General features: G+C 70.2%; 22 protein-coding genes. 19 read left to right on the top strand and 3 right to left on the bottom strand.

The window, feature by feature from the left end; genetic code table 11:
• The first annotated feature begins 280 nt into the window (after window positions 1-280).
• The gene (locus OHT01_RS07185) at window positions 281-781 is read left to right on the top strand and encodes an ATP-binding protein (protein WP_328558044.1); all 501 of its coding nucleotides are present in this window, start codon (window positions 281-283) and stop codon (window positions 779-781) included.
• An 8-nt stretch (window positions 782-789) separates the two neighbouring features.
• Here OHT01_RS07185 and idi read toward each other — a convergent pair whose 3' ends face one another.
• The 3 genes from idi to galE form a co-directional block, all read right to left on the bottom strand.
• A complete protein-coding gene (gene idi / locus OHT01_RS07180) occupies window positions 790-1383 on the bottom strand; it encodes an isopentenyl-diphosphate Delta-isomerase (RefSeq protein ID WP_328552285.1) in 594 nt (197 codons plus the stop codon).
• Window positions 1384-1670: 287 nt separating this feature from the next.
• Window positions 1671-2609 (bottom strand): cation diffusion facilitator family transporter, encoded by a 939-nt coding sequence (locus tag OHT01_RS07175; RefSeq protein WP_328552284.1) that lies wholly within the window; start codon window positions 2607-2609, stop codon window positions 1671-1673.
• A 141-nt stretch (window positions 2610-2750) separates the two neighbouring features.
• Window positions 2751-3722 carry a UDP-glucose 4-epimerase GalE gene (galE, locus tag OHT01_RS07170; protein WP_328552283.1) on the bottom strand — a complete coding sequence of 324 codons (972 nt, stop codon included), beginning with the start codon at window positions 3720-3722 and terminating at the stop codon, window positions 2751-2753.
• Between the two features lie 320 nt (window positions 3723-4042).
• Here galE and OHT01_RS07165 point away from each other — a divergent pair, with 320 nt between their 5' ends.
• From OHT01_RS07165 to OHT01_RS07085, 18 genes are all read left to right on the top strand, one after another.
• Entirely contained in the window at window positions 4043-5842 is a 1800-nt protein-coding gene (locus OHT01_RS07165) for a DUF5941 domain-containing protein (protein WP_328558043.1), read from the top strand.
• Window positions 5839-6591 (top strand): phosphocholine cytidylyltransferase family protein, encoded by a 753-nt coding sequence (locus OHT01_RS07160; RefSeq protein WP_328552282.1) that lies wholly within the window; start codon window positions 5839-5841, stop codon window positions 6589-6591. Before OHT01_RS07165 ends, OHT01_RS07160 begins: the two co-directional genes overlap by 4 nt.
• Entirely contained in the window at window positions 6579-7640 is a 1062-nt protein-coding gene (locus OHT01_RS07155) for an iron-containing alcohol dehydrogenase family protein (RefSeq protein WP_328552281.1), read from the top strand. The genes OHT01_RS07160 and OHT01_RS07155 overlap by 13 nt, the downstream gene beginning before the upstream one ends.
• The gene (locus OHT01_RS07150; RefSeq protein ID WP_328552280.1) at window positions 7618-8397 is read left to right on the top strand and encodes a CDP-alcohol phosphatidyltransferase family protein; all 780 of its coding nucleotides are present in this window, start codon (window positions 7618-7620) and stop codon (window positions 8395-8397) included. The genes OHT01_RS07155 and OHT01_RS07150 overlap by 23 nt, the downstream gene beginning before the upstream one ends.
• On the top strand, window positions 8394-9278 hold the full coding sequence (locus OHT01_RS07145) for a glycosyltransferase family 2 protein (RefSeq protein WP_328552279.1): 885 nt from the start codon (window positions 8394-8396) through the stop codon (window positions 9276-9278). Before OHT01_RS07150 ends, OHT01_RS07145 begins: the two co-directional genes overlap by 4 nt.
• Before the next feature lie 96 nt (window positions 9279-9374).
• Window positions 9375-10304, top strand: a complete 930-nt coding sequence (locus OHT01_RS07140; protein ID WP_328552278.1) for an ABC transporter permease — start codon at window positions 9375-9377, stop codon at window positions 10302-10304.
• Window positions 10297-11076 (top strand): ABC transporter ATP-binding protein, encoded by a 780-nt coding sequence (locus OHT01_RS07135; protein ID WP_328552277.1) that lies wholly within the window; start codon window positions 10297-10299, stop codon window positions 11074-11076. Before OHT01_RS07140 ends, OHT01_RS07135 begins: the two co-directional genes overlap by 8 nt.
• 366 nt (window positions 11077-11442) lie before the next feature.
• Complete coding sequence (gene hpnC / locus OHT01_RS07130) at window positions 11443-12345, top strand: squalene synthase HpnC (protein ID WP_328552276.1); 903 nt, start codon at window positions 11443-11445, stop codon at window positions 12343-12345.
• On the top strand, window positions 12342-13292 hold the full coding sequence (gene hpnD, locus OHT01_RS07125) for a presqualene diphosphate synthase HpnD (protein WP_328552275.1): 951 nt from the start codon (window positions 12342-12344) through the stop codon (window positions 13290-13292). The genes hpnC and hpnD overlap by 4 nt, the downstream gene beginning before the upstream one ends.
• On the top strand, window positions 13292-13429 hold the full coding sequence (locus OHT01_RS40145; RefSeq protein ID WP_405915508.1) for a DUF6380 family protein: 138 nt from the start codon (window positions 13292-13294) through the stop codon (window positions 13427-13429). Before hpnD ends, OHT01_RS40145 begins: the two co-directional genes overlap by 1 nt.
• Window positions 13429-14835: a hydroxysqualene dehydroxylase HpnE gene (gene hpnE, locus OHT01_RS07120; RefSeq protein ID WP_328552274.1), complete on the top strand. Its 1407-nt coding sequence runs from the start codon at window positions 13429-13431 to the stop codon at window positions 14833-14835. The genes OHT01_RS40145 and hpnE overlap by 1 nt, the downstream gene beginning before the upstream one ends.
• The gene (locus OHT01_RS07115) at window positions 14832-15962 is read left to right on the top strand and encodes a polyprenyl synthetase family protein (protein ID WP_328552273.1); all 1131 of its coding nucleotides are present in this window, start codon (window positions 14832-14834) and stop codon (window positions 15960-15962) included. Before hpnE ends, OHT01_RS07115 begins: the two co-directional genes overlap by 4 nt.
• A 154-nt stretch (window positions 15963-16116) precedes the next feature.
• Window positions 16117-18120 (top strand): squalene--hopene cyclase, encoded by a 2004-nt coding sequence (gene shc / locus OHT01_RS07110; protein ID WP_328552272.1) that lies wholly within the window; start codon window positions 16117-16119, stop codon window positions 18118-18120.
• Window positions 18120-18761: a phosphorylase family protein gene (locus OHT01_RS07105; RefSeq protein ID WP_328552271.1), complete on the top strand. Its 642-nt coding sequence runs from the start codon at window positions 18120-18122 to the stop codon at window positions 18759-18761. Before shc ends, OHT01_RS07105 begins: the two co-directional genes overlap by 1 nt.
• Window positions 18762-18766: 5 nt before the next feature.
• The gene (gene hpnH, locus OHT01_RS07100; RefSeq protein ID WP_328552270.1) at window positions 18767-19789 is read left to right on the top strand and encodes an adenosyl-hopene transferase HpnH; all 1023 of its coding nucleotides are present in this window, start codon (window positions 18767-18769) and stop codon (window positions 19787-19789) included.
• A gap of 4 nt (window positions 19790-19793) precedes the next feature.
• A complete protein-coding gene (gene ispG, locus OHT01_RS07095; protein ID WP_328552269.1) occupies window positions 19794-20951 on the top strand; it encodes a flavodoxin-dependent (E)-4-hydroxy-3-methylbut-2-enyl-diphosphate synthase in 1158 nt (385 codons plus the stop codon).
• Window positions 20952-20978: 27 nt separating this feature from the next.
• Window positions 20979-22931, top strand: coding sequence for a 1-deoxy-D-xylulose-5-phosphate synthase (gene dxs / locus OHT01_RS07090; protein ID WP_328552268.1), 1953 nt, complete (start codon window positions 20979-20981; stop codon window positions 22929-22931).
• Complete coding sequence (locus OHT01_RS07085) at window positions 22928-24328, top strand: aspartate aminotransferase family protein (RefSeq protein WP_328552267.1); 1401 nt, start codon at window positions 22928-22930, stop codon at window positions 24326-24328. Before dxs ends, OHT01_RS07085 begins: the two co-directional genes overlap by 4 nt.
• Window positions 24329-24332 lie beyond the last annotated feature (4 nt).

Raw genomic sequence — 24332 nt, 5'->3', positions numbered from 1 at the left:
CACCCTCCGGCCCGTTGTGATCATGGTCCGGCGCCGTCCGGCGGGCGCCGGAGCCGCCGGGAGGGAACCGGGTCGCTGAAGGGGCAAACCCGTACAACCCGAATAGTTTCGGAAATCGGCACAGAAAGGGCAAGGGTTGTCATTGAATCGACCGCATCATGCACGCGTGATCAGAAAACACCGATAATTGCTGACTTCTGTTCAGTCATTCGGTACGGACCAGCGCATTACCAACACTCGACGTGTGGTGACAATCGAGCGCAAGGGTGGCGACCGGACGATGGACAACCTCGGGCGGGGGTCCGACCCCAGCCCCGAAGGTGGAGGCGCGGCTCCCGGCGTCAGATCGCCGGGACCGCTGCCGTACGAGGGGGTGTGGCGGTTCACCGCCGCCGCCGTCGACGCCTCGGTGCCGCAGGCGCGGCACGCCGTCCGTGATCTGCTGGTCCGCCAGGGGGTGCCGGTCTCGGACGATGTCGTTCAGGGACTGCTGTTGATCGTCTCCGAACTGGTCACGAACGCGGTCAGGCACGCGGCACTTCTGTCGCCGATGCTCGCGGTCGAGGTCGCGGTCGGCGCCGAGTGGGTGCGGGTGTCCGTCGAGGACAACCACCCCTACCGTCCGACCGCCCTGGAGGCCGACCACGGGCAGACCGGGGGCCGGGGCCTGCTGCTGGTGCGCGAGGTGACCAAGGAGTTCGGCGGAGTGTGCGACGTCGAGCACACCACGGGCGGCGGCAAGGTGATCTGGGCCGCCCTGCCGCTCGCGCCGGGTGTGTAGGAGACCGGCTACCAGCCCGCGGACGGGCCCGTCAGCTCCCGGATCGCCGGACGGGCCGCGTCCAGCACCGTCATGAACCACGCCGAGAAGGGGTCAGCGGCGTGCCGCTCCGCCAGCTCGGCGGCGCTCACGAAGGCCGTCGAGCCGACCTCCTCCGGGTCCGGCCTCGGCGCCGACTGCACCATGCCGACGAAGAGGTGGTTGTACTCCTGCTCCACCAGGCCCGAGTCCGGGTCCGGATGGTTGTAGCGGACCGTGCCCGCCTCGGCGAGCAGGGTGGGCGACACCCCGAGCTCCTCGTACGTCCGCCGGGCCGCCGCCGCGAAGGGCGCCTCGCCCGGGTAGGGGTGGCCGCAGCAGGTGTTCGACCAGACGCCGGGGGAGTGGTACTTGCCGAGGGCGCGCTGCTGCAGCAGCAGCCGGCCCTGTTCGTCGAAGAGGAACACCGAGAACGCTCTGTGCAGCTGTCCCGGGGCCTGGTGGGCCGCGAGCTTCTCCGCCGTACCGATCGTGTTGCCGTCCTCGTCGACCAGTTCCAGCAAGATCGCTTCAACGGTGCCGTTCGACGAACTGTGCGTCGCGGTGGCAGGTGTGATCGGCATACCCATCCTTCGCATCGGTCTTCAAGCCCCAAGTCTGCCGTACGAAACCGGCACTCCCGGCACTTCGCGGCTCCCGCATGTCCCGCCGCGGAAAGCCCCGGGCGGGATGCGCGGCCGGGGTCGGTCACACGCCGGAACCGGCCGGATACCTGATCGTTCCCGGCGCCGACGGCACGGAATCGTGCTGGACAGGGGCCATCAGGTGTTCGGACGGCGCCACGGATACGGGCCGGACGCCCACCCGCGGCACCGTGATCGCGGGGATGGCCCGGGAGCGTCCGGGAGGGTCAGTGGCAGAGCTTCGCCTCGTGTTCCGCGTGTCCGCTCGGCTCCAGCTGGAACGTGCAGTGCTCCACGTCGAAGTGGACGCCCAGGCAGCCCTGGAGTTCGTGCAGGACCTTCTCGTGTCCGATCGCGTTCAGTACGTCGGAGCTGACGACCACGTGCGCGGAGAGCACGGGCATCCCGGACGTGATGGTCCAGGCGTGCAGGTCGTGGATGTCCTCGACTCCGTCGAGGGCCAGGATGTGAGCGCGTACGTCCGCCATGTCGACCCCCTTGGGCGCCGCCTCCAGGAGCACGTCCAGCGTCTCCTGAAGCAGCTTCCAGGTGCGCGGGACGATCATCAGCGCGATGGCGATCGAGGCGATCGGGTCCGCCGCCTGCCAGCCGGTGGTCATGATCACCACCGCGGCGACGATGACCGCCAGCGAGCCCAGCGCGTCCGCCGCCACCTCCAGGAAGGCGCCGCGCACGTTCAGGCTGTCCTTCTGCCCGCGCATCAGCAGCGTCAGCGAGATCGTGTTGGCGACCAGACCGAACACACCGAACGCGATCGTCAGTCCGCCCCGGGTGTCCGCGGGCGTCACGAAACGCTGGATCGCCTCGACGAGCACATAGCCGCCGACCACGAGCAGCAGCAGACAGTTGGCGAGCGCGGCGAGGATCTCGGCCCGCGCGTAGCCGAAGGTGCGCTTCTCGCTGGGCGGGCGTGCCGCGAAGTGGATCGCGAGCAGGGCCATGCCGAGACCCAGCGCGTCCGTCGCCATGTGCGCCGCGTCCGCGACGAGCGCGAGCGAGTCGGCGAGGACACCGCCGAAGATCTCGACGACCATGACGGTGAGCGTGATGGCCAGCGCGACACGCAGCCTCCCCCGGTACGCGGCTGTCGCCGTACCGGTCGGGGGCGCGCCGTGCGCGTGCCCGTGGTCGTGCCCAGCCCCCATGAAAGCCGCCTCCCGTGTTGTGCTCGGTCCTGACAGTCAACTACGGGTGGGGGGTATCGGGCAACGCGGCACTGAACACCGTTGTCATATGCTCTGACCTGCGGAAACGATCAGCAGGTCAGAGCACCCGCCCGGCCCCGGTCAGGTGACCGTGATCTCCGGGTGGTGCAGCCGCCAGCCGCGCCAGGCCGACTCCACCATCTCGCGCACCCCGCGCCGTGCGTCCCAGCCCAGTTCTCCGGCGGCCAGCGCGGCCGAGGCGACCGCGCGCGGGGCGTCGCCGGGGCGGCGCGCCTCGACGACCGGCCGCAGCGGGTCCCCGGTGACCTCGGCGATGAGCGTCAGGAGCTCCCGTACGGAGACGCCCTCGCCGCGGCCGATGTTCACCGTGAGATCGCCGCCCGCCGGCCGCCTGGCCGCCGCGAGGTGTGCCTCGGCGAGGTCGGCGACATGGATGTAGTCGCGCACGCAGGTACCGTCCGGCGTCGGGTAGTCGTCGCCGAAGATCCGCGGGGCCTCACCGCGGGTGAGGCGGTCGAACACCATCGGGATGATGTTGAAGACCCCCGTGTCGGCGAGCTCCGGTGAGGCAGCGCCCGCCACGTTGAAGTAGCGCAGGCACACGGTGGAGATGCCGTGAGCCCGGCCCGCCGCCCGTACCAGCCACTCGCCGGCGAGCTTCGTCTCGCCGTAGGGGCTCATCGGGGCGCAGGGGGTGTCCTCCGTGATGAGGTCCACATCGGGATTGCCGTAGACGGCCGCGGACGAGGAGAACACGAAGCGTTCGACGCCCGCACCGGCGACCGCCTCCAGGAGCGTCGCGAGGCCGCCCACGTTCTCCTGGTAGTAGCGCGTCGGCTGGGCCACCGACTCGCCGACCTGCTTGCGCGCGGCGAGGTGCACGACCCCCGTCACCGCGTGCTCCGCCAGCACCCGCTTGAGCAGATCCGCGTCCAGCGACGACCCCTGGACGAGCGGAATGCCTTCCGGAAGCCGGTTCGGCACCCCGGACGAGAGGTCGTCGAGGGCGACGACGCGCTCCCCGGCCTCCGCCATCGCGCGCGCCACATGTGCCCCGATGTATCCGGCTCCGCCTGTGATCAGCCATGTCATGGACGCCCACCCTATGCGGCTCCGCCACCGCGTCCGCCGTGTCCCGCTTCCGGGGGTGCGAGGGCCGCCGTACGCCATGCCGGGAATGTGCCGTTCCGTGGACCCGCGTTTGTGGCCCGGGCCCGAGATCCCTGATGATGACCGCGGCTCCCGCGGGACAAAACCCGCTGATCGGGCCGTGAACGGGTGGTGAACGCCCGCTTCTCTTCATCCGATAGCCTCTGCCGACATGCCGCCGGGGCCGCCGCCGTGGACCGGGGCCCATCCCATCACGCACACGCCGGGCGCCAGACCGCGCCGGCACTCAGGGAGTGAGTTCGCTGCCGACCGCCATCCTCACCGGCCAGCCGGTCCCCGGATCGTCGCTCGAAGGCGATCTGCGGTCGCTCGGCTTCGAAGTCCTCACGGCCGCCGACGCGGGCGAGGCCGGGACACTGCTCGCCGCCGTTCCGGCCAACGAGCGCGTCGCCGTGGTCGACGCCCGCTTCGTCGGGCATCAGCACGCCCTGCGCCTCGGCCTCACCGACCCCCGCTTCGCGGCCTCCGCGCTGCCCGGCGCCGTATCCGTGCAGCCCGAGGCCCGGCGGGCACTGACCCGCGCCATGACCCGCGAGAGCGTGGCCGCGGGCAGCACGGCCGTCGAGCCGGAGAACCTGGCCGAACGCCTCGGCGAGGCGCTCGACGCGGACGACCTCTCCGTGTACCGCCCGGAACTCGGCACCCTCGTCGCCGCCGTCCCCGCCGACCCGCAGGAGCGCAACGAGGTCCGGCAGGCCGTCCTGGCCGTGGACGACGAGGCCGTGCGACTGCGGAGCGCCGTCAAGGCCCGCGACGGCTTCTTCACCACGTACTGCATCAGCCCTTACTCGCGCTACATCGCCCGCTGGTGCGCCCGCCGCGGCCTGACCCCGAACCAGGTCACCACCGCGTCGCTGATCACCGCGCTGATCGCCGCGGGCTGCGCCGCCACCGGCACCCGCCCCGGCTACGTCGCCGCCGGGCTGCTGCTGCTGTTCTCCTTCGTCCTGGACTGCACGGACGGACAGCTCGCCCGCTACTCCCTCCAGTACTCGACGCTCGGGGCCTGGCTCGACGCGACCTTCGACCGTGCCAAGGAGTACGCGTACTACGCGGGCCTCGCGCTCGGCGCGGCCCGCGGCGGCGACGACGTGTGGGCGCTCGCGCTCGGCGCGATGATCCTTCAGACCTGTCGGCACGTCGTGGACTTCTCCTTCAACGAGGCGAACCACGACGCCACCGCCAACACCAGCCCCACCGCGGCCCTCTCCGACAAGCTCGACAGCGTCGGCTGGACGGTCTGGGTGCGGCGGATGATAGTCCTGCCCATCGGCGAACGATGGGCGATGATCGCCGTCCTCACGGCGCTGACGACCCCACGCATCACCTTCTACGCGCTGCTGGTCGGCTGCGCCTTCGCGGCCACGTACACGACGGCCGGCCGGGTGCTGCGCTCGCTCACCCGCAAGGCGAGCCGCACCGACCGCGCCGCCCAGGCCCTGGCCGACCTCGCGGACAACGGTCCGCTCGCCGAATACGCGGCCAGGTGGCGCAGCCCCAACACGCGGTTCTACGCCGGTTCGCCGCTGGTGTACGCGGTGATCGGTGTCCTGGTCCTCGGCAACACCCTCGCCTCGGGCGACTCCTGGCTGATCGTCGGCGGTGCCGTCGCCTACGCCGTCACCTCGGGCCTGGCCCTGTCCCAGCCCCTCAAGGGAGCCCTCGACTGGCTCGTCCCGCCGCTCTTCCGCGCGGCCGAGTACCTCACCGTTCTGGTACTGGCGGTCGACGCGGACGTGAACGGGGCGCTTCCGGCTGCTTTCGGCCTGGTGGCCGCCGTCGCCTACCATCACTACGACACGGTGTACCGCATTCGCGGAAACGCCGGAGCCCCCCCGCACTGGCTGGTGCGGGCGATCGGTGGGCACGAAGGCAGGACGCTGCTCGTCACCGTCCTGGCCGCGCTGCTCGCCGCCACACAGTTCAAGGTCGCGCTCACGGTGCTTGCCGTGACCGTGGCGCTGCTGGTGCTCGTCGAGAGCATCCGCTTCTGGGTGTCCTCCGGGGCACCCGCCGTACACGATGAAGGAGAACCCGCATGATCGGCCTCGTGCTGGCTGCCGGCGCCGGACGGCGTCTGCGTCCCTACACCGACAGCCTCCCCAAGGCCCTTGTGCCGGTGGGCCCCGCGGGCATGGAGGACTCGATCACGGTCCTGGACCTGACCCTCGGCAACTTCGCCGAGATCGGCCTGACCGAGGTCGGCATCATCGTCGGCTACCGCAAGGAAGCCGTCTACGACCGCAAGGCCGCCCTCGAGGAGAAGTACGGCCTCAAGATCACCCTCATCGACAACGACAAGGCCGAGGAGTGGAACAACGCCTACTCCCTGTGGTGCGGACGTGACGCCCTCAAGGACGGTGTGATCCTCGCCAACGGCGACACCGTGCACCCGGTCTCCGTCGAGCGGACGCTGCTCGCGGCCCGCGGCGAGGGCAAGAAGATCATCCTCGCCCTCGACACGGTGAAGAAGCTCGCCGACGAGGAGATGAAGGTCGTCGTGGACCCCGAGAAGGGCGTCCAGAAGATCACCAAGCTCATGGAGCCGTCCGAGGCCACCGGTGAGTACATCGGTGTGACCCTCATCGAGGGCGCCGCCGCCGACGAGCTGGCCGACGCCCTGAAGACGGTCTGGGAGACGGACCCGCAGCAGTTCTACGAGCACGGCTACCAGGAGCTCGTCAACCGCGGCTTCAAGATCGACGTCGCCCCGATCGGCGACGTCAAGTGGGTCGAGATCGACAACCACGACGACCTCGCCAAGGGACGTGAGATCGCGTGCCAGTACTGACGAGGCTCATCCCCTCGCCGGTCGTCGTCGACATCCGTCCGGGAGCCCTGGACGACCTCGCGAGCGTGCTCAGCGACGAGCGCATCTCCCACTCGGGCAAGCTGGCCATCGCGGTCAGCAACGGCTCGGGCGCGCGGCTGCGCGACCGGATCGCCCCGGCACTGCCGGGAGCCGACTGGTACGAGGTCGGCGGTGGCACGCTCGACGACGCCATCCGGCTGGCCGACGCCATGAAGTCCGGGCACTACGACGCGGTCGTGGGCCTGGGCGGCGGCAAGATCATCGACTGCGCGAAGTTCGCCGCGGCGCGGGTCGGGCTGCCGCTGGTCGCGGTGCCCACGAACCTCGCCCACGACGGTCTGTGCTCGCCGGTCGCCACCCTGGACAACGACGCGGGCCGCGGCTCGTACGGCGTACCGAACCCGATCGCCGTGCTCATCGACCTCGACGTGATCCGTGAGGCGCCGGTCCGGTTCGTCCGGGCGGGCATCGGCGACGCGGTCTCGAACATCAACGCGATCGCCGACTGGGAGCTGGCGAACCGGGTCAAGGGCGAGAAGATCGACGGTCTGGCCGCCGCGATGGCCCGCCAGGCCGGTGAGGCCGTACTGCGGCACCCCGGCGGGATCGGTGACAACGACTTCCTCCAGGTGCTCGCGGAGGCGCTCGTCCTCACCGGCATCGCGATGTCGATCTCGGGCGACTCACGTCCGGCCTCCGGCTCCTGCCACGAGATCAACCACGCCTTCGACCTCCTCTTCCCCCAGCGCGCGGCGAGCCACGGCGAGCAGTGCGGCCTGGGCGCGGCCTTCGCGATGTATATGCGCGGGGCCCACGAGGAGGCGGCGTTCATGGCCGAGGTGCTGCGCCGGCACGGACTGCCGGTACTGCCCGAGGAGATCGGCTTCACCGTGGACGAGTTCGTGCAGGTGGTGGAGTTCGCTCCGCAGACCCGGCCCGGCCGCTACACGATCCTCGAACATCTCGACCTGAAAACCCACCAGATCAAGGACATCTACTCCGACTATGCCAAGGCCATCGGTAGCTGAACTCCGCCCCGTCGTTCACCCCCCAGGGGTGAAGGACCGGCGCAGCGGTGAGCACTGGGCGGGACGCCTGTACATGCGAGAGATCTCGCTGCGCTGCGACCGGTACCTGGTGAACACCAGGATCACGCCCAACCAGCTCACGTACCTGATGACCCTGTGCGGCGTGCTCGCGGCCCCGGCCCTGCTGGTGCCGGGGATCGCGGGCGCCGTGCTCGGCGTGGTGATGGTCCAGCTCTATCTGCTGCTCGACTGCGTCGACGGCGAGATCGCGCGCTGGAAGAAGCAGTACTCGCTCGGCGGGGTCTATCTCGACCGGGTCGGCGCCTATCTGACCGACGCGGCCGTCCTGGTCGGGCTCGGTCTGCGCGCCGCCGACCTGTGGGGCAGCGGCCGCGTCGACTGGCTGTGGGCCTTCCTCGGCACGCTGGCCGCGCTCGGCGCGATCCTGGTCAAGGCCGAGACGGATCTCGTCGGGGTCGCCCGCCACCAGAGCGGGCTGCCACCGGTCAAGGAGTCGGCGTCCGAGCCCCGCTCGTCGGGCGTGGCGCTGGCCCGCCGGGCCGCCGCGGCACTCAAGTTCCACCGGCTGATCCTCGGTATCGAGGCGTCCCTGCTGATCCTGGTCCTCGCCGTCGCGGACCAGATCAGGGGCGACCTGTTCTACACCCGGCTCGGCACCGCGGTGCTCGCCGGCATCGCGCTGGTGCAGACCGTGCTGCACCTGGTGTCCATCCTCGCTTCGAGCAGGCTCAAGTGAGTACGGCCACGAAGGTCGGCGCGGTGATCATCACCATGGGCAACCGCCCCGACGAACTGCGGGCCCTCCTCGACTCCGTCGCCAAGCAGGACGGCGACCGCGTCGAGGTGGTCGTGGTCGGCAACGGCTCACCCGTCCCGGACGTCCCCGCGGGCGTCCGCACGGTCGAACTGCCCGAGAACCTCGGCATCCCCGGTGGCCGCAACGTCGGCATCGAGGCCTTCGGCCCGGGCGGCACCGACGTGGACGTCCTGCTGTTCCTGGACGACGACGGGCTGCTGGCCCGCCACGACACGGCCGAGCTGTGCCGCCGGGCCTTCGCCGACGACCCGGAACTCGGCATCATCAGCTTCCGTATCGCGGACCCCGAGACGGGCGAGACCCAGCGCCGCCACGTCCCGAGGCTGCGCGCCGCCGACCCGATGCGCTCCTCGCGCGTCACCACGTTCCTCGGCGGCGCCAACGCGGTCCGTACGAAGGTCCTGGCCGAGGTCGGCGGGCTCCCGGACGCGTTCTTCTACGCGCACGAGGAGACCGACCTGGCCTGGCGGGCCCTCGACGCCGGCTGGATGATCGACTACCGGTCCGACATGGTGCTGTACCACCCGACGACCGCCCCCTCGCGGCACGCGGTCTACCACCGCATGGTGGCCCGCAACCGGGTCTGGCTCGCGCGCCGCAACCTTCCGGCGCCGCTCGTCCCGGTCTACCTCGGCGTCTGGATGCTCCTGACGCTGCTGCGCCGGCCCTCGATGGCGGCTCTGCGGGCCTGGTTCGGCGGATTCGGGGAAGGCTGGACGAGTCCGTGCGGACCTCGCCGTCCCATGAGGTGGCGCACGGTGTGGCGGCTGACTCGACTGGGCCGGCCCCCCGTCATCTGACAAGCTCATTCTGAGAGCACCCGGGCCCCACCCGGTCCCCGGCTCATGCGCGCGCCCGATCCGGCGGTGCGCATCTTGAAGACGAAAGTTTCCCTTGTGAGTGAGACCACGCAGGACGGCGTAGTCGCGGTGAGCGACCGGCTGTCGCCCGATGACGGGCTTTCCGCCGCCGAGATGGCGGCGAAGTACGGGCTCGCGGTGAGCGGTGCCCGGCCCGGACTGGTCGAGTACGTTCGTCAGCTCTGGGGCCGGCGGCACTTCATCCTCGCCTTCTCGCAGGCCAAGCTCACGGCCCAGTACAGCCAGGCCAAGCTGGGCCAGCTCTGGCAGGTGGCGACACCGCTGCTGAACGCGGCCGTCTACTACCTGATCTTCGGTCTGATCCTCAAGGCCGACCGCGGGATGTCGCACGACGTGTACATCCCCTTCCTGGTGACCGGCGTCTTCGTCTTCACCTTCACGCAGAGCTCGGTCATGGCGGGCGTCCGGGCGATCTCGGGCAACCTCGGGCTGGTGCGCGCGCTGCACTTCCCGCGTGCCTCGCTGCCCGTCTCGTTCGCGCTCCAGCAGCTCCAGCAACTGCTCTTCTCGATGATCGTGCTGTTCGTCGTGGCCATCGCCTTCGGCAGCTACCCCGGCCTGTCCTGGCTGCTGATCATCCCGGTGCTGTTCCTGCAGTTCCTGTTCAACACGGGCCTCGCGCTGATCGTGGCGCGGATGGGCGCCAAGACGCCCGACCTGGCCCAGCTCATGCCGTTCATCCTGCGCACCTGGATGTACGCCTCCGGTGTCATGTTCTCCATCAGCGCCATGCTCGTCGGCCGCCCCGCGTGGATCGCCCGGGTGCTCCAGGCGAACCCGGCCGCCGTCTACATGGACCTGATGCGCTACGCGCTCATCGACGGCTACGGCTCCTCCCACCTGCCCTCGCACGTGTGGGCCATCGCCGTCTTCTGGGCCGTGATCACGGCCGTCGGCGGTTTCGTGTACTTCTGGAAGGCTGAGGAGAGGTACGGCCGTGGCTGAGCTCGAGAAGAGGTCGCACATCCCGACCGTCATCGCGGACGAACTGCACATCGTCTACCGCGTGAACGGCGCCAAGACCGGCAAGGGCAGCGCCACGTCGGCTCTCAGCCGCATCCTCAAGCGCGGCGAGGAGCGCGGGGTGCGCAAGGTGCACGCCGTCAAGGGCGTCTCCTTCACCGCGTACCGCGGCGAGGCCATCGGTCTGATCGGATCGAACGGCTCCGGCAAGTCCACCCTCCTGCGGGCCATCGCCGGTCTGCTGCCCGCCGAGAAGGGCAAGGTCTTCACCGACGGCCAGCCCTCGCTGCTCGGCGTGAACGCGGCCCTGATGAACGACCTCACCGGCGAGCGGAACGTCATCCTGGGCGGTCTGGCCATGGGCATGTCCCGTGAGCAGGTCAGGGAGCGCTACCAGGAGATCGTCGACTTCTCGGGCATCAACGAGAAGGGCGACTTCATCACCCTGCCGATGCGGACCTACTCCTCCGGCATGGCGGCCCGGCTGCGCTTCTCCATCGCGGCGGCCAAGGACCACGACGTCCTGATGATCGACGAGGCCCTGGCGACCGGTGACCGCTCCTTCCAGAAGCGCTCCGAGGCCCGCATCCGCGAGCTGCGCAAGAGCGCGGGCACGGTGTTTCTGGTCAGTCACAACAACAAGTCGATCCGCGACACCTGCGACCGCGTGCTGTGGCTGGAGCGCGGGGAACTGCGCATGGACGGCCCGACCGAGGACGTCCTCAAGGAGTACGAGAAGTTCACGGGCAAGTAGCCCGTTTCGCCGAAAGGCCCCAGGCCCCGCCGGAACTCTCCGGCGGGGCCCTGCGTCTGCAAAGGAAACGCCAACTCCCGTCGGCCTTAGGAATCTTGACGCCAATCGGTGTGTTGTTGTGATGTGCAGGACACCCCGGCGGAGTGTGTCGCGTTGTACAACGTAAGCTGTACCGGTGCTGAAACGCGCCAAGTGGGGCGATAATACGCGACACCCGGCACCGTCACGCGGCGCGGATCTTCGGGCGGCGTGTCCGAAATGGGCAGCATTGGGTCGGCAGTGTAGAACGGGAGATGTGACGGCAATGGCTACGGTGACTCTCCAGCTCCGCGATGCGTGTGCCGTCCTCGCGCCGGGTGGCGCGCGGTGACCGAAGCCGGGACGGCCCGCACCGGCGATCCGGAGCGCGGCACCCTCGACAAAGCCGCGGACGAGAACTTTCCGGTGGCCCCGTTCTTCCTGCCCAGGGCCTGGCGCGACGACCTGATGGCGGTGTACGGCTTCGCCCGCCTCGTCGACGACATCGGTGACGGCGACCTCGCCCCCGGCGGAGCCGACGCCCGGCTCCTCGGCGTGTCGCCCGCCGAGGCCGACGACCGCATGCTTCTCCTCGACGCCTTCGAGGCCGATCTTCACCGGGTGTTCGACTCGACGCCGCGCCACCCCCTGCTGCGCCGGCTCCAGCCGACGGTCCGCCGCGCGGGCCTCGCTCCCGAGCCCTTCCTCGGCCTGATCGCGGCCAATCGCCAGGACCAGCTCGTCACCCGGTACGAGACCTACGACGATCTGCTCGCCTACTGCGAACTGTCCGCGAACCCCGTCGGCCGCCTGGTCCTCTCCGTCACCGGAACGTCCACGCCCGACCGGGTCCGCCACTCCGACGCGGTGTGCACGGCCCTGCAGATCGTCGAACACCTCCAGGACGTCGCCGAGGACCTCGGCCGCGACCGTGTCTACCTGCCCGCCGAGGACATGAAGCGCTTTCATGTCGTCGAAGCGGATCTTGCCGTTCCCACAGCAGGCGCATCGGTGCGAGCACTGGTTGCATACGAAGCAGAACGCGCAAGGAACCTCCTGAATGAAGGCACCCCCCTCGTGGGTAGCGTCCACGGCAGGCTGAAGCTGCTGCTCGCGGGGTTCGTTGCGGGGGGAAGGGCGGCGATCCGAGCGATCTCCGCCGCCGAATACGACGTACTTCCCGGCCCGCCCAAGCCCGGCAAGCTCCAGTTGCTGCGCGAGGTGGGAGTGACTCTGCGAGGAGAGGGGTGATCCGGACCGTGGAGTCGGAACAGCACGTGTCCGCACCGGTACTCGCCGCGTACAGCTATTGCGAGGCGGTGACCGGTCAGCAGGCGCGCAATTTCGCGTACGGCATCAGGCTTCTGCCGACGCCCAAGAGGCGTGCGATGTCGGCGCTCTACGCGTTCTCGCGGCGCGTCGACGACATCGGCGACGGCACGCTGGCACCGGACGTGAAGGCGGTGCGCCTGGAGGAGACCCGGGCGCTGCTCGCCCGCGTCCGCGCGGGCGCCGTCGCCGAGGACGACACCGACCCGGTCGCGGTCGCCCTCAGCCACACCGCCGCGTACTTCCCGGTACCCCTCGGGGGCCTGGACGAGCTCATCGACGGCGTGCTGATGGACGTACACGGTGAGACGTACGAGACCTGGGACGACCTGAAGGTCTACTGCCGGTGCGTGGCCGGGGCGATCGGGCGGCTCTCGCTCGGGGTCTTCGGCACCGAACCGGGGGCGCGTGGCGTCGAGCGCGCGCCGGAGTACGCGGACACGCTCGGGCTCGCACTCCAGCTCACCAACATCCTGCGGGACGTCCGCGAGGACGCCGCGGGCGGGCGCACCTATCTGCCGGCCGACGACCTGGCCAAGTTCGGCTGTTCGGCCGGGTTCGGCGGCCCGACTCCGCCGCCGGGCTCCGACTTCGCGGGGCTCGTGCACTTCGAGGTGCGCCGGGCGCGTGCCCTCTTCGCCGAGGGCTACCGGCTCCTGCCCATGCTGGACCGGCGCAGCGGCGCCTGTGTCGCGGCCATGGCTGGCATCTACCGGCGCCTGCTCGACCGCATCGAGCGTGAGCCGGAGGCCGTGCTGCGCGGCCGGGTCTCGCTGCCGGGGCACGAGAAGGCGTACGTCGCCGTGCGCGGCCTGTCCGGCCTCGACGCCCGGCACGTCTCGCGCCGTACCGTCCGGAGGCGCGCCTGATGGACAAAATGGTCCAAGGTGATTCCAGCGGCGAAAAGCGGCACGCAACCCTCCGGGGCCGTGCGGCGTCCCTGACTGCGACGGCCTGCCGTGCACCGTTCAACCATCATGGCGCGGCCGTAGGGGAGGGTGCGTGATGAGCGAGGCCGAGTCCACGGACGACTCCGGCCGGGCCACCGCCGTGGTGATCGGCGGCGGGCTCGCCGGGATCACCGCCGCGCTCGCGCTGGCCGACGCCGGGCTGCGGGTGACGCTGCTCGAAGGCCGGCCCCGGCTCGGCGGACTCGCGTTCTCCTTCCGGCGCGGCGAGCTCACCGTGGACAACGGACAGCATGTCTTCCTGCGCTGCTGCACCGCCTACCGCTGGTTCCTCGACCGCGTCGACGGAACGTCGCTCGCACCCGTGCAGGATCGTCTCGACGTGCCCGTTCTCGACCTGGACGCACCTCCGGGGAGACGGCTCGGCAGAATCGGCCGCAGCGCTCTGCCCGTACCGCTGCATCTGGCGCGCAGCCTCGCGACGTATCAGCATCTGTCGCTCGCCGAGCGTGCCAGGGTCGGCCGTGCCGCGCTCGCGCTCAAGGGCCTGGATCTCACCGATCCGGCACTCGACGCGCAGAACTTCGGCGACTGGCTCGCCGGGCACGGTCAGTCGGAACGCGCCGTCGAAGCACTGTGGGACCTCGTGGGGGTCGCCACCCTCAACGCGGTGGCCGCGGACTCCTCGCTCGGGCTCGCCGCGATGGTGTTCAAGACCGGTCTGCTGTCCGACCCGGGCGCGGCCGACATCGGCTGGGCGCGCGTCCCGCTGGGCGAACTGCACGACACCCTCGCCCGCAAGGCGCTCGACTCCGCGGGCGTGCGTACCGAGATCCGTACACGAGTCACCTCCGTCTCCCCCTACGGAAACGGGCGTTGGAGCGTTCAGGTTCCCGGCGAGCGTATCGAGGCCGACACCGTCGTGCTCGCCGTACCGCAGCGCGAGGCCCACGAGCTGCTGCCGGAGGGGGCGCTCGACGCCCCCGAGCGGCTCCTGGAGATCGGCACCGCGCCGATCCTCAACATCCACGTCGTCTACGACCGCGAGGTCCTGACCGCGCCCTTCTTCGCGGCGCTCGGCTCCCCGGTGCAGTGGGTCTTCGACCGCACCGAGGCCTCCGGGCTCCGGGAGGGGCAGTACCTGGCGCTGTCGCAGTCCGCGGCGCAGGACGAGATCGACGAGCCCGTCGCCGTGCTGCGCGAGCGGTACCTGCCGGAACTGGAACGGCTGCTGCCCGGTGCGCGCGGCGCCGGAGTGAAGGACTTCTTCGTGACCCGGGAGCGCACCGCGACGTTCGCCCCCGCCCCGGGCGTCGGGCGGCTGCGGCCCGGTGCCCGTACCAAGGCCCCCGGCCTGTACGTGGCCGGAGCGTGGACCGCCACAGGGTGGCCCGCGACCATGGAGAGTGCGGTTCGCAGTGGAGTCGGTGCGGCGGACGCCGCGCTGGACGCCCTGGGCCGGCCCCGCGATCACCTGCTCGGACTCTTCGAGGAGGCGGCATGACGCTCGACCGGAGCTTGGCAGGCCCCCGCACCCCCGGTACCGCAACAAGAGGAGAGACTGTGCCCACTGTGCCCCCGGCCGAAACGGCTGCCGACGCGGTGGACGTGACCGCGCTCCTGGAGCGCGGCCGGACCCTGGCCACACCGGTGCTCAAGGCGGCCGTCGACCGTCTGGCGGCACCCATGGACACCGTGGCCGCCTACCACTTCGGCTGGATCGACGCCGAGGGCAACCCCGCGGACGGCGACGGCGGCAAGGCGGTGCGCCCCGCGCTCGCCGTGCTCTCCGCGCAGGCCGCCGGCGCCGCCCCCGAGGTGGGCGTCCCCGGCGCGGTCGCGGTCGAACTGGTGCACAACTTCTCGCTGCTGCACGACGACCTGATGGACGGCGACGAACAGCGCCGTCACCGCGACACCGTCTGGAAGGTGCACGGCCCCGCCCAGGCCATCCTGGTCGGCGACGCCCTGTTCGCGCTGGCCAACGAGGTCCTCCTGGAACTCGGCACCGTCGAGGCCGGCCGGGCCACCCGGCGTCTGACGACCGCCACCCGGGCCCTCATCGACGGCCAGGCCCAGGACATCTCCTACGAGCACCGCGACCGGGTCAGCGTCGAGGAGTGCCTGGAGATGGAGGGCAACAAGACCGGCGCCCTGCTCGCCTGCGCCTGCTCGATCGGAGCGGTCCTCGGCGGCGCCGACGATCTGACCGCCGACACGCTGGAGCGCTACGGCTACCACCTCGGCCTCGCCTTCCAGGCCGTCGACGACCTCCTCGGCATCTGGGGCGACCCGGAGGCCACCGGGAAGCAGACCTGGAGCGATCTGCGCCAGCGCAAGAAGTCCCTGCCGGTGGTGGCAGCCCTCGCCGCCGGCGGTCCCGCCTCCGAGCGGCTCGGCGACCTGCTCGCCGAGGACGCCAAGGCCAGCGACTTCGAGAACTTCTCCGAGGAGGAGTTCGCCGCGCGCGCCGCGCTCATCGAGGAGGCGGGCGGCCGGGAGTGGACCGCCCAGGAGGCGCGCCGCCAGCACGCGATCGCCATCGAGGCCCTGGACACCGTCCCGATGCCCGAGCACGTACGCGCCCAGCTCGTGGCGCTGGCCGACTTCGTAGTCGTACGGAAGAGATGATCGTTATCGGTCGAATAGACCTCGCGTAGTCGCCGGCCGGTGCTTCTTTCCCAAGCTTCGAACCTCGTTCGAGCGGGGGGATGTCCATCCGAACGAACGCACCGGCCGACGGCGGACCCACAGCAGAGACACACCACTGCACGAAGGGGAAGCCATGACAGCGACGACCGACGGAAGCACCGGGGCCCTGCCGCCCCGCGCTGCCTCGGCCAGCGAAACCCAGCATCAGACCACTCCCGAGGCGGCCGGGACGGTCGAGACCCGAGACGCCGCCACGCGCGCCATGGAGCGCGCCACGGACTTCCTGCTCGCGCGGCAGGACGCCCAGGGCTGGTGGAAGGGCGACCTCGAGACGAACGTCACCATGGACGCCGAGGACCTGCTTCTCCGTCAGTTCCTGGGCATCCGCGACGAGCCGACCACCCGCGGCGCCGCGCTGTTCATCCGCGGCGAGCAGCGCGAGGACGGCACCTGGGCCTCCTTCTTCGGCGGTCCGGGCGAGATCTCCACCACCATCGAGGCGTACGTCGCCCTGCGGCTGGCCGGGGACGCCCCGGACGAGGCGCACATGGCGAAGGCGTCCGCGTGGATCCGCGAGCGCGGCGGCATCGCCGCGGCCCGCGTCTTCACCCGGATCTGGCTCGCCCTCTTCGGCTGGTGGAAGTGGGACGACCTGCCCGAACTCCCGCCGGAACTCATCTACTTCCCCAAGTGGATGCCGCTCAACATCTACGACTTCGGCTGCTGGGCGCGGCAGACGATCGTGCCGCTCACCATCGTGTCGGCCAAGCGTCCGGTGCGGCCCGCGCCGTTCCCGCTGGACGAACTCCACACCGACGCCCGTACTCCCAATCCGGTCAAGCCGCTCGCCCGCGTGGCCAGTTGGGACGGCGTCTTCCAGCGCCTGGACAAGGCCCTGCACCAGTACCGCAAGGTCGCACCGCGCGCACTGCGCAGGGCTGCGATGAACACGGCGGCCCGCTGGATCATCGAGCGCCAGGAGAACGACGGTTGCTGGGGAGGCATCCAGCCGCCCGCCGTCTACTCGGTCATCGCCCTGCATCTGCTCGGCTACGACCTCGAACATCCGGTGATGCGTGAGGGGCTGGCCTCGCTAAACCGTTTCGCCGTGTGGCGCGACGACGGTGCCCGGATGATCGAGGCCTGCCAGTCGCCGGTGTGGGACACCTGTCTGGCGACCATCGCACTGGCCGACGCCGGGGTGCCCTCCGACCACCCGCAACTCGTCAAGGCCGTGGACTGGATGCTCGGGGAGGAGATCGTCCGGCCCGGTGACTGGTCGGTCAAGCGTCCCCAACTCCCGCCCGGCGGCTGGGCGTTCGAGTTCCACAACGACAACTACCCCGACATCGACGACACCGCCGAGGTCGTGCTCGCACTGCGCCGCGTCCGGCACCACGACAGGGACCGCGTCGAGAACGCCATCGGACGCGGGGTCCGCTGGAATCTCGGCATGCAGTCCAAGGACGGCGGCTGGGGCGCGTTCGACGTCGACAACACCAGCGCCTTCCCCAACCGGCTCCCGTTCTGCGACTTCGGGGAGGTGATCGACCCGCCCTCCGCGGACGTCACCGCGCATGTGGTGGAGATGCTGGCGTTCGAGGGGCTCGCCCACGACCCCCGTACCCGCCGGGGCATCGAGTGGCTGCTCACCCATCAGGAGCCGAACGGCTCCTGGTTCGGGCGCTGGGGCGTCAACTACGTCTACGGAACAGGGTCGGTGGTCCCGGCGCTCGCCGCCGCGGGGCTGCCCGGCTCGCACCCCGCGATCCGGCGGGCCGTGGCCTGGCTGGAGGCCGTGCAGAACGACGACGGCGGCTGGGGCGAGGACATGCGCTCCTACGACGACAGCGCCGGATGGAGCGGCCGCGGCCCCTCGACCGCCTCGCAGACCGGCTGGGCGCTGCTCGCCCTGCTGGCCGCGGGGGAGAGCGACTCCAAGGCCGTGGAACGCGGGGTGGTCTGGCTCGCGGAGACCCAGCTCGCCGACGGCTCCTGGGACGAGCCGTACTTCACGGGGACCGGTTTCCCGTGGGACTTCTCGATCAACTACCACCTCTACCGCCAGGTCTTCCCGCTCACCGCGCTCGGCCGTTACGTCCACGGAGAGCCCTTCTCCGCGGCCGAGGGGGGCTGATGGACGGGCGGCCCGCACCGGACCCGCTGCTGATCGCCTGCGCGCTCGGCATCGAGCACCTCGCCCTGCGCAGCGGTGACCGGAGCGGCGCCGGCGGGCCGGTCACCGTGCTGCGGACCGGCATGGGACCCAAGGCCGCCGACCGGTCGGTCACCCGGGTGCTCGCCGACCCGGCGCTGTCCACGGCGGCCGTGCTGGCCACCGGCTTCTGCGCGGGGCTCGCCCCGGGCATGCACCCAGGTGACCTGGTCGTCGCCGAGGAGACCCGGGACCCGGGCGGCACCACGCCGTGTGTGGGCACCGATCTCCTGGTCAAGGAACTGGCGCGCGCCGTGCCCGGCCGCACCGTCCACACGGGGCCGCTGACCGGCTCCGATCACGTCGTCCGCGGTCACGAGCGTTCCGGTCTGCTCGCGACCGGGGCCATCGCCGTCGACATGGAGTCCGCGGCCACCCTGCTCGGCGCGGTCCGCTCGGGCATCCGTCCCGTTGCGGCCGTACGGGTGGTCGTGGATGCTCCAGAACATGAACTGGTCCGAATCGGCACGTTCCGCGGTGGAATATCAGCTTTCCGCGTTCTTCGTGCCGTGCTTCCCGCTTTTTTCGAATGGCACCGTTCTTTGTCGCTCCCTCGGAGGTGAGCCGTATGGCCATGCCGCTTCGGCAGTCCATGAAGGTCGCTGCATACCTGTTTGAACAGAAGCTCAGGAAGCGGGACAAGTTCGCCCTGCTCGTCGAGTTGGAACCGCTCTTCGCGTGCAACCTCGCGTGCGAGGGCTGCGGCAAGATCCAGCACCCCGCCGGTGTGCTCAAGCAGCGCATGCCGGTCGCCCAGGCCGTCGGCGCGGTCCTCGAATCCGGCGCGCCGATGGTGTCCATCGCCGGCGGCGAGCCGCTGATGCACCCTCAGATCGACGAGATCGTCCGGCAGTTGGTGGCCAAGAAGAAGTTCGTCTTCCTCTGCACCAACGCGATGCTGATGCGCAAGAAGATGGACAAGTTCAAGCCCTCGCCGTACTTCGCCTGGGCCGTGCACATCGACGGGCTGCGCGAGCGGCACGACGAGTCCGTCGCCAAGGAAGGCGTCTTCGACGAGGCCGTCGAGGCCATCAAGGAGGCCAAGCGGCGCGGCTTCCGCGTCACCACCAACTCGACCTTCTTCAACACCGACACCCCGCAGACCATCATCGAGGTGCTCAACTACCTCAACGACGACCTGAAGGTCGACGAGATGATGCTCTCGCCCGCCTACGCCTACGAGAAGGCCCCCGACCAGGAGCACTTCCTCGGCGTCCAGCAGACCCGGGAACTGTTCAAGAAGGCCTTCGCTGGCGGCAACAGGCGCCGCTGGCGGCTCAACCAGAGCCCGCTCTTCCTGGACTTCCTGGAGGGCAAGGTCGACTTCCCGTGCACCGCGTGGGCGATCCCCAGCTACTCGCTCTTCGGCTGGCAGAAGCCCTGCTATCTGATGAGCGACGGGTACGTGCAGACGTACAAGCAGCTCCTGGAGGAGACCGACTGGGACTCCTACGGCCGCGGCAAGGACGACCGGTGCGCCAACTGCATGGCGCACTGCGGCTACGAGCCGACGGCGGTCCTCGCCACCATGGGATCCCTCAAGGAGTCGATCCGGGCGGCCCGTGAGACCTTCACGGAAAGCCGCGGGTGACCTCGTGACCGCCGTTTCCCTGGGCCTGCCCGAGGTACCGGTCCGGCCGATCGCGGAGCGCCGTGTCTCACGGCGCATCCAGGTCGGACCGGTGGCGGTCGGGGGCGGGGCGCCCGTGTCGGTGCAGTCGATGACCACGACCCGTACGTCGGACGTCGGGGCCACCCTCCAGCAGATCGCGGAACTGACCGCGTCCGGCTGCCAGATCGTCCGTGTCGCCTGTCCCACGCAGGACGACGCGGACGCGCTCGCGACCATCGCCCGCAAGTCGCAGATCCCGGTGATCGCGGACATCCACTTCCAGCCGAAGTACGTGTTCGCGGCCATCGAGGCGGGCTGCGCGGCGGTGCGGGTGAACCCCGGCAACATCAAGCAGTTCGACGACAAGGTCAAGGAGATCGCGCGGGCCGCCAAGGACGCCGGAATCCCGATCCGTATCGGGGTGAACGCGGGCTCGCTCGACCGGCGGCTGCTGGAGAAGTACGGGAAGGCGACGCCCGAGGCACTCGTCGAGTCGGCGCTGTGGGAGGCGTCGCTCTTCGAGGAGCACGGGTTCCGGGACATCAAGATCTCGGTCAAGCACAACGACCCGGTCGTCATGGTCAACGCCTACCGGCAACTGGCCGCGCAGAGCGACTACCCGCTGCACCTCGGCGTGACCGAAGCGGGTCCCGCGTTCCAGGGGACCATCAAGTCCGCCGTGGCGTTCGGGGCGCTGCTCAGCGAGGGCATCGGCGACACCATCAGGGTCTCGCTGAGCGCGCCGCCCGCCGAGGAGTGCAAGGTCGGCATCCAGATCCTGGAGTCGCTCGGGCTGCGGCAGCGGCGCCTGGAGATCGTCTCCTGCCCGTCCTGCGGGCGTGCCCAGGTCGACGTGTACAAGCTGGCCGACGAGGTCACGGCCGGCCTGGAGGGGATGGAGGTCCCGTTGCGCGTCGCGGTCATGGGCTGCGTCGTCAACGGCCCCGGCGAGGCGCGGGAGGCGGACCTGGGGGTCGCCTCCGGCAACGGCAAGGGCCAGATCTTCGTCAGGGGCGAGGTCATCAAGACCGTCCCCGAGTCGAAGATCGTGGAGACCCTCATCGACGAGGCGATGAAGATCGCGGAGCAGATGGAGAACGACGGCGTCGCGTCCGGAGAACCGGCCGTCACCGTGAGCTGATCAGCACGGACCGAGAGGGGGCCCGACGTGACGATTCTGGAGAACATCCGGGGACCACGCGACCTGAAGGCGCTGTCCGAGGCGGAAATCGGTGAACTGGCCGAAGAGGTGAGGGAGTTCCTGGTGCACGCGGTCGCCAGGACCGGCGGTCACCTCGGACCCAACCTGGGAGTGGTGGAACTGTCCATCGCCCTCCACCGGGTCTTCGAGTCACCCGTCGACCGCATCCTGTGGGACACCGGCCATCAGAGCTACGTACACAAGCTGCTGACGGGACGTCAGGACTTTTCCAAGCTGCGGGGCAAGGGCGGACTGTCGGGCTATCCCTCGCGCGAGGAGTCCGAGCACGACGTCATCGAGAACAGCCACGCCTCCACGGCGCTCGGCTGGGCGGACGGGCTCGCCAAGGCCCGCCAGGTGCAGGGCGAGAAGGGCCATGTCGTCGCGGTCATCGGCGACGGCGCGCTGACCGGCGGCATGGCGTGGGAGGCGCTGAACAACATCGCCGCCGCGAAGGACCGGCCGCTGATCATCGTCGTCAACGACAACGAGCGTTCGTACGCGCCGACCATCGGCGGCCTCGCGAACCACCTGGCCACCCTGCGCACCACCGACAGCTACGAACAGGTCCTCGCCTGGGGCAAGAGCGTCCTGCTGCGCACCCCCCTCGTCGGCAACACGATCTACGAGTCGCTGCACGGCGCGAAGAAGGGCTTCAAGGACGCGTTCGCGCCGCAGGGCATGTTCGAGGACCTGGGGCTCAAGTACGTCGGCCCGATCGACGGTCACGACGTGGGGGCCGTGGAGTCCGCGCTGCGCCGGGCCAAACGCTTCCACGGACCCGTGCTCATCCACTGTCTGACGGAGAAGGGACGCGGCTACGAACCCGCGCTCGCGCACGAGGAGGACCACTTCCACACGGTCGGCGTGATGGACCCGCTCACCTGCGAGCCCCTCGCGCCGTCCAACGGCCCTTCCTGGACCTCCGTGTTCGGTGAGGAGATCGTCAGGATCGGCGAGGAACGCGCGGACGTCGTGGCCATCACGGCGGCCATGCTGCATCCGGTCGGACTCGGGAAGTTCGCCGAGCGGTTCCCCGACCGGGTGTGGGACGTCGGCATCGCCGAGCAGCACGCCACCGTGTCAGCGGCCGGACTCGCCACCGGCGGTCTGCATCCCGTCGTCGCCGTGTACGCGACCTTCCTCAACCGGGCCTTCGACCAACTGCTCATGGATGTCGCGCTGCACCGCTGCGGGGTGACCTTCGTCCTCGACCGGGCCGGGGTCACCGGCGTCGACGGCGCCTCGCACAACGGCATGTGGGACATGTCGATCCTCCAGGTCGTGCCCGGCCTCAGGATCGCCGCGCCCCGCGACGCCGACCAGTTGCGGGCACAGTTGCGGGAGGCGGTCGCCGTCGACGACGCGCCGACCCTGATCCGCTTCCCCAAGGAGTCGGTCGGTCCGGCGATCCCCGCGGTGGACCACGTGGGCGGGCTCGACGTCCTGCACCGGGGCGAGCGCCCCGAGGTGCTGCTCGTCGCGGTGGGCGTCATGGCGCCGGTCTGCCTCCAGACCGCCGACCTCCTGGAGGCCCGGGGCATCGGCTGCACGGTCGTCGACCCCCGCTGGGTCAAGCCCGTCGACCCGGCGCTGCCCCACCTCGCCGCCGAACACCGGCTCGTCGCCGTCGTCGAGGACAACAGCCGGGCCTCGGGCGTCGGCGCGGCGGTCGCGCTCGCCCTCGCGGACGCCGAAGTCGACGTGCCAGTACGGAGATTCGGCATCCCGGAGCAGTTCCTCGCACACGCCAAGCGGGCCGAGGTGCTGGCCGACATCGGGCTCACACCGGTCGAGATCGCCGGACGGATCAGCGCGGGCCTGGCGATCAGGGACGAGCGCTCCAAGGCCGCGTACGAGCCGACGACGGCCGCCGACCAGCCGGCCGAGCACGAGTTGTCCAAGGAGAAACAGGAATGACCGACCCTGCCCAGAAGGGGGAGTTCGACCTCGGCGCGCTCCTCGCCGAGCGCGGAGCCGAGCGCTACGAGCTGCACACGAAGTACCTGAACCACCAACTCCCGCGCATGCTGCACACCATCGGCTTCGACAAGGTGTACGAGCGGGCCGAGGGCGCGCACTTCTGGGACGCCGACGGCAACGACTACCTGGACATGCTCGCCGGGTTCGGGGTGATGGGCCTCGGCCGCCACCACCCCGTCGTCCGGCGCGCGCTGCACGACGTCCTCGACGCCTCGCTCGCCGACCTCACCCGCTTCGACTGCCAGCCCCTGCCGGGCCTGCTCGCGGAGCGACTGCTCACCCACTCCCCGCACCTGGACCGGGTGTTCTTCGGCAACAGCGGCACGGAGGCGGTCGAGACCGCGCTGAAGTTCGCCCGGTACGCCACCGGCCGACCGCGGATCCTGTACTGCTCGCACGCTTTCCACGGCCTGACCACCGGATCCCTGTCCGTGAACGGCGAGGACGGCTTCCGTGACGGCTTCACGCCACTGCTGCCCGACACCGCCGTCCCGCTCGGCGATCTCGACGCCCTGGCACGGGAGTTGAAGAAGGGTGACGTCGCCGCGCTGATCGTGGAGCCGATCCAGGGCAAGGGCGTCCAGGAGTCCCCGCCCGGATATCTGCGCGCCGCCCAGGAATTGCTGCACAAGCACAAGGCCCTGCTCATCGCCGACGAGGTGCAGACCGGCCTCGGCCGCACCGGCGACTTCTACGCCTACCAGCACGAGGAAGGCGTCGAACCGGACCTGGTGTGCGTGGCCAAGGCGCTCTCCGGCGGCTATGTACCGGTCGGCGCGACGCTCGGCAAGGACTGGATCTTCAAGAAGGTCTACTCCTCCATGGACCGGGTCCTCGTGCACTCGGCGAGCTTCGGGTCCAACGCCCAGGCCATGGCGGCGGGGCTCGCGGTGCTCTCCGTGATGGAGAACGAGCAGATCGTCGCCAACGCGCGGATCACCGGGGAACGGCTCAAGTCCCGGCTGGCGGCCCTGGTCGACCGGTACGAGCTGCTCAGCGACGTACGTGGCCGGGGTCTGATGATCGGCATCGAGTTCGGCCGGCCCACGTCGCTCAAACTGCGCAGTCGCTGGACCATGCTGCAGGCCGCGCGCAAGGGTCTGTTCGCGCAGATGGTCGTCGTCCCGCTGCTCCAGCGGCACCGCATCCTCACCCAGGTCTCCGGCGACCACCTGGAGGTGATCAAGCTGATCCCGCCGCTGGTCGTCGACGAGCAGGACGTCGACCGGTTCGTGGAGGCGTTCACCGCGGTGATGGAGGACGCGCACGGCGGCGGCGGACTGATGTGGGACTTCGGGAGGACACTGGTCAAGCAGGCGGTGGCCAACCGCTGAGCCC

The sequence above is a fragment of the Streptomyces sp. NBC_00358 genome, assembly GCF_036099295.1.
In the GTDB taxonomy this organism is placed as follows: Bacteria; Actinomycetota; Actinomycetes; order Streptomycetales; family Streptomycetaceae; genus Streptomyces.
The sequence above is the reverse complement of the archived record's forward strand: the minus strand, read 5'-3'. Positions and strand labels throughout refer to the sequence as shown.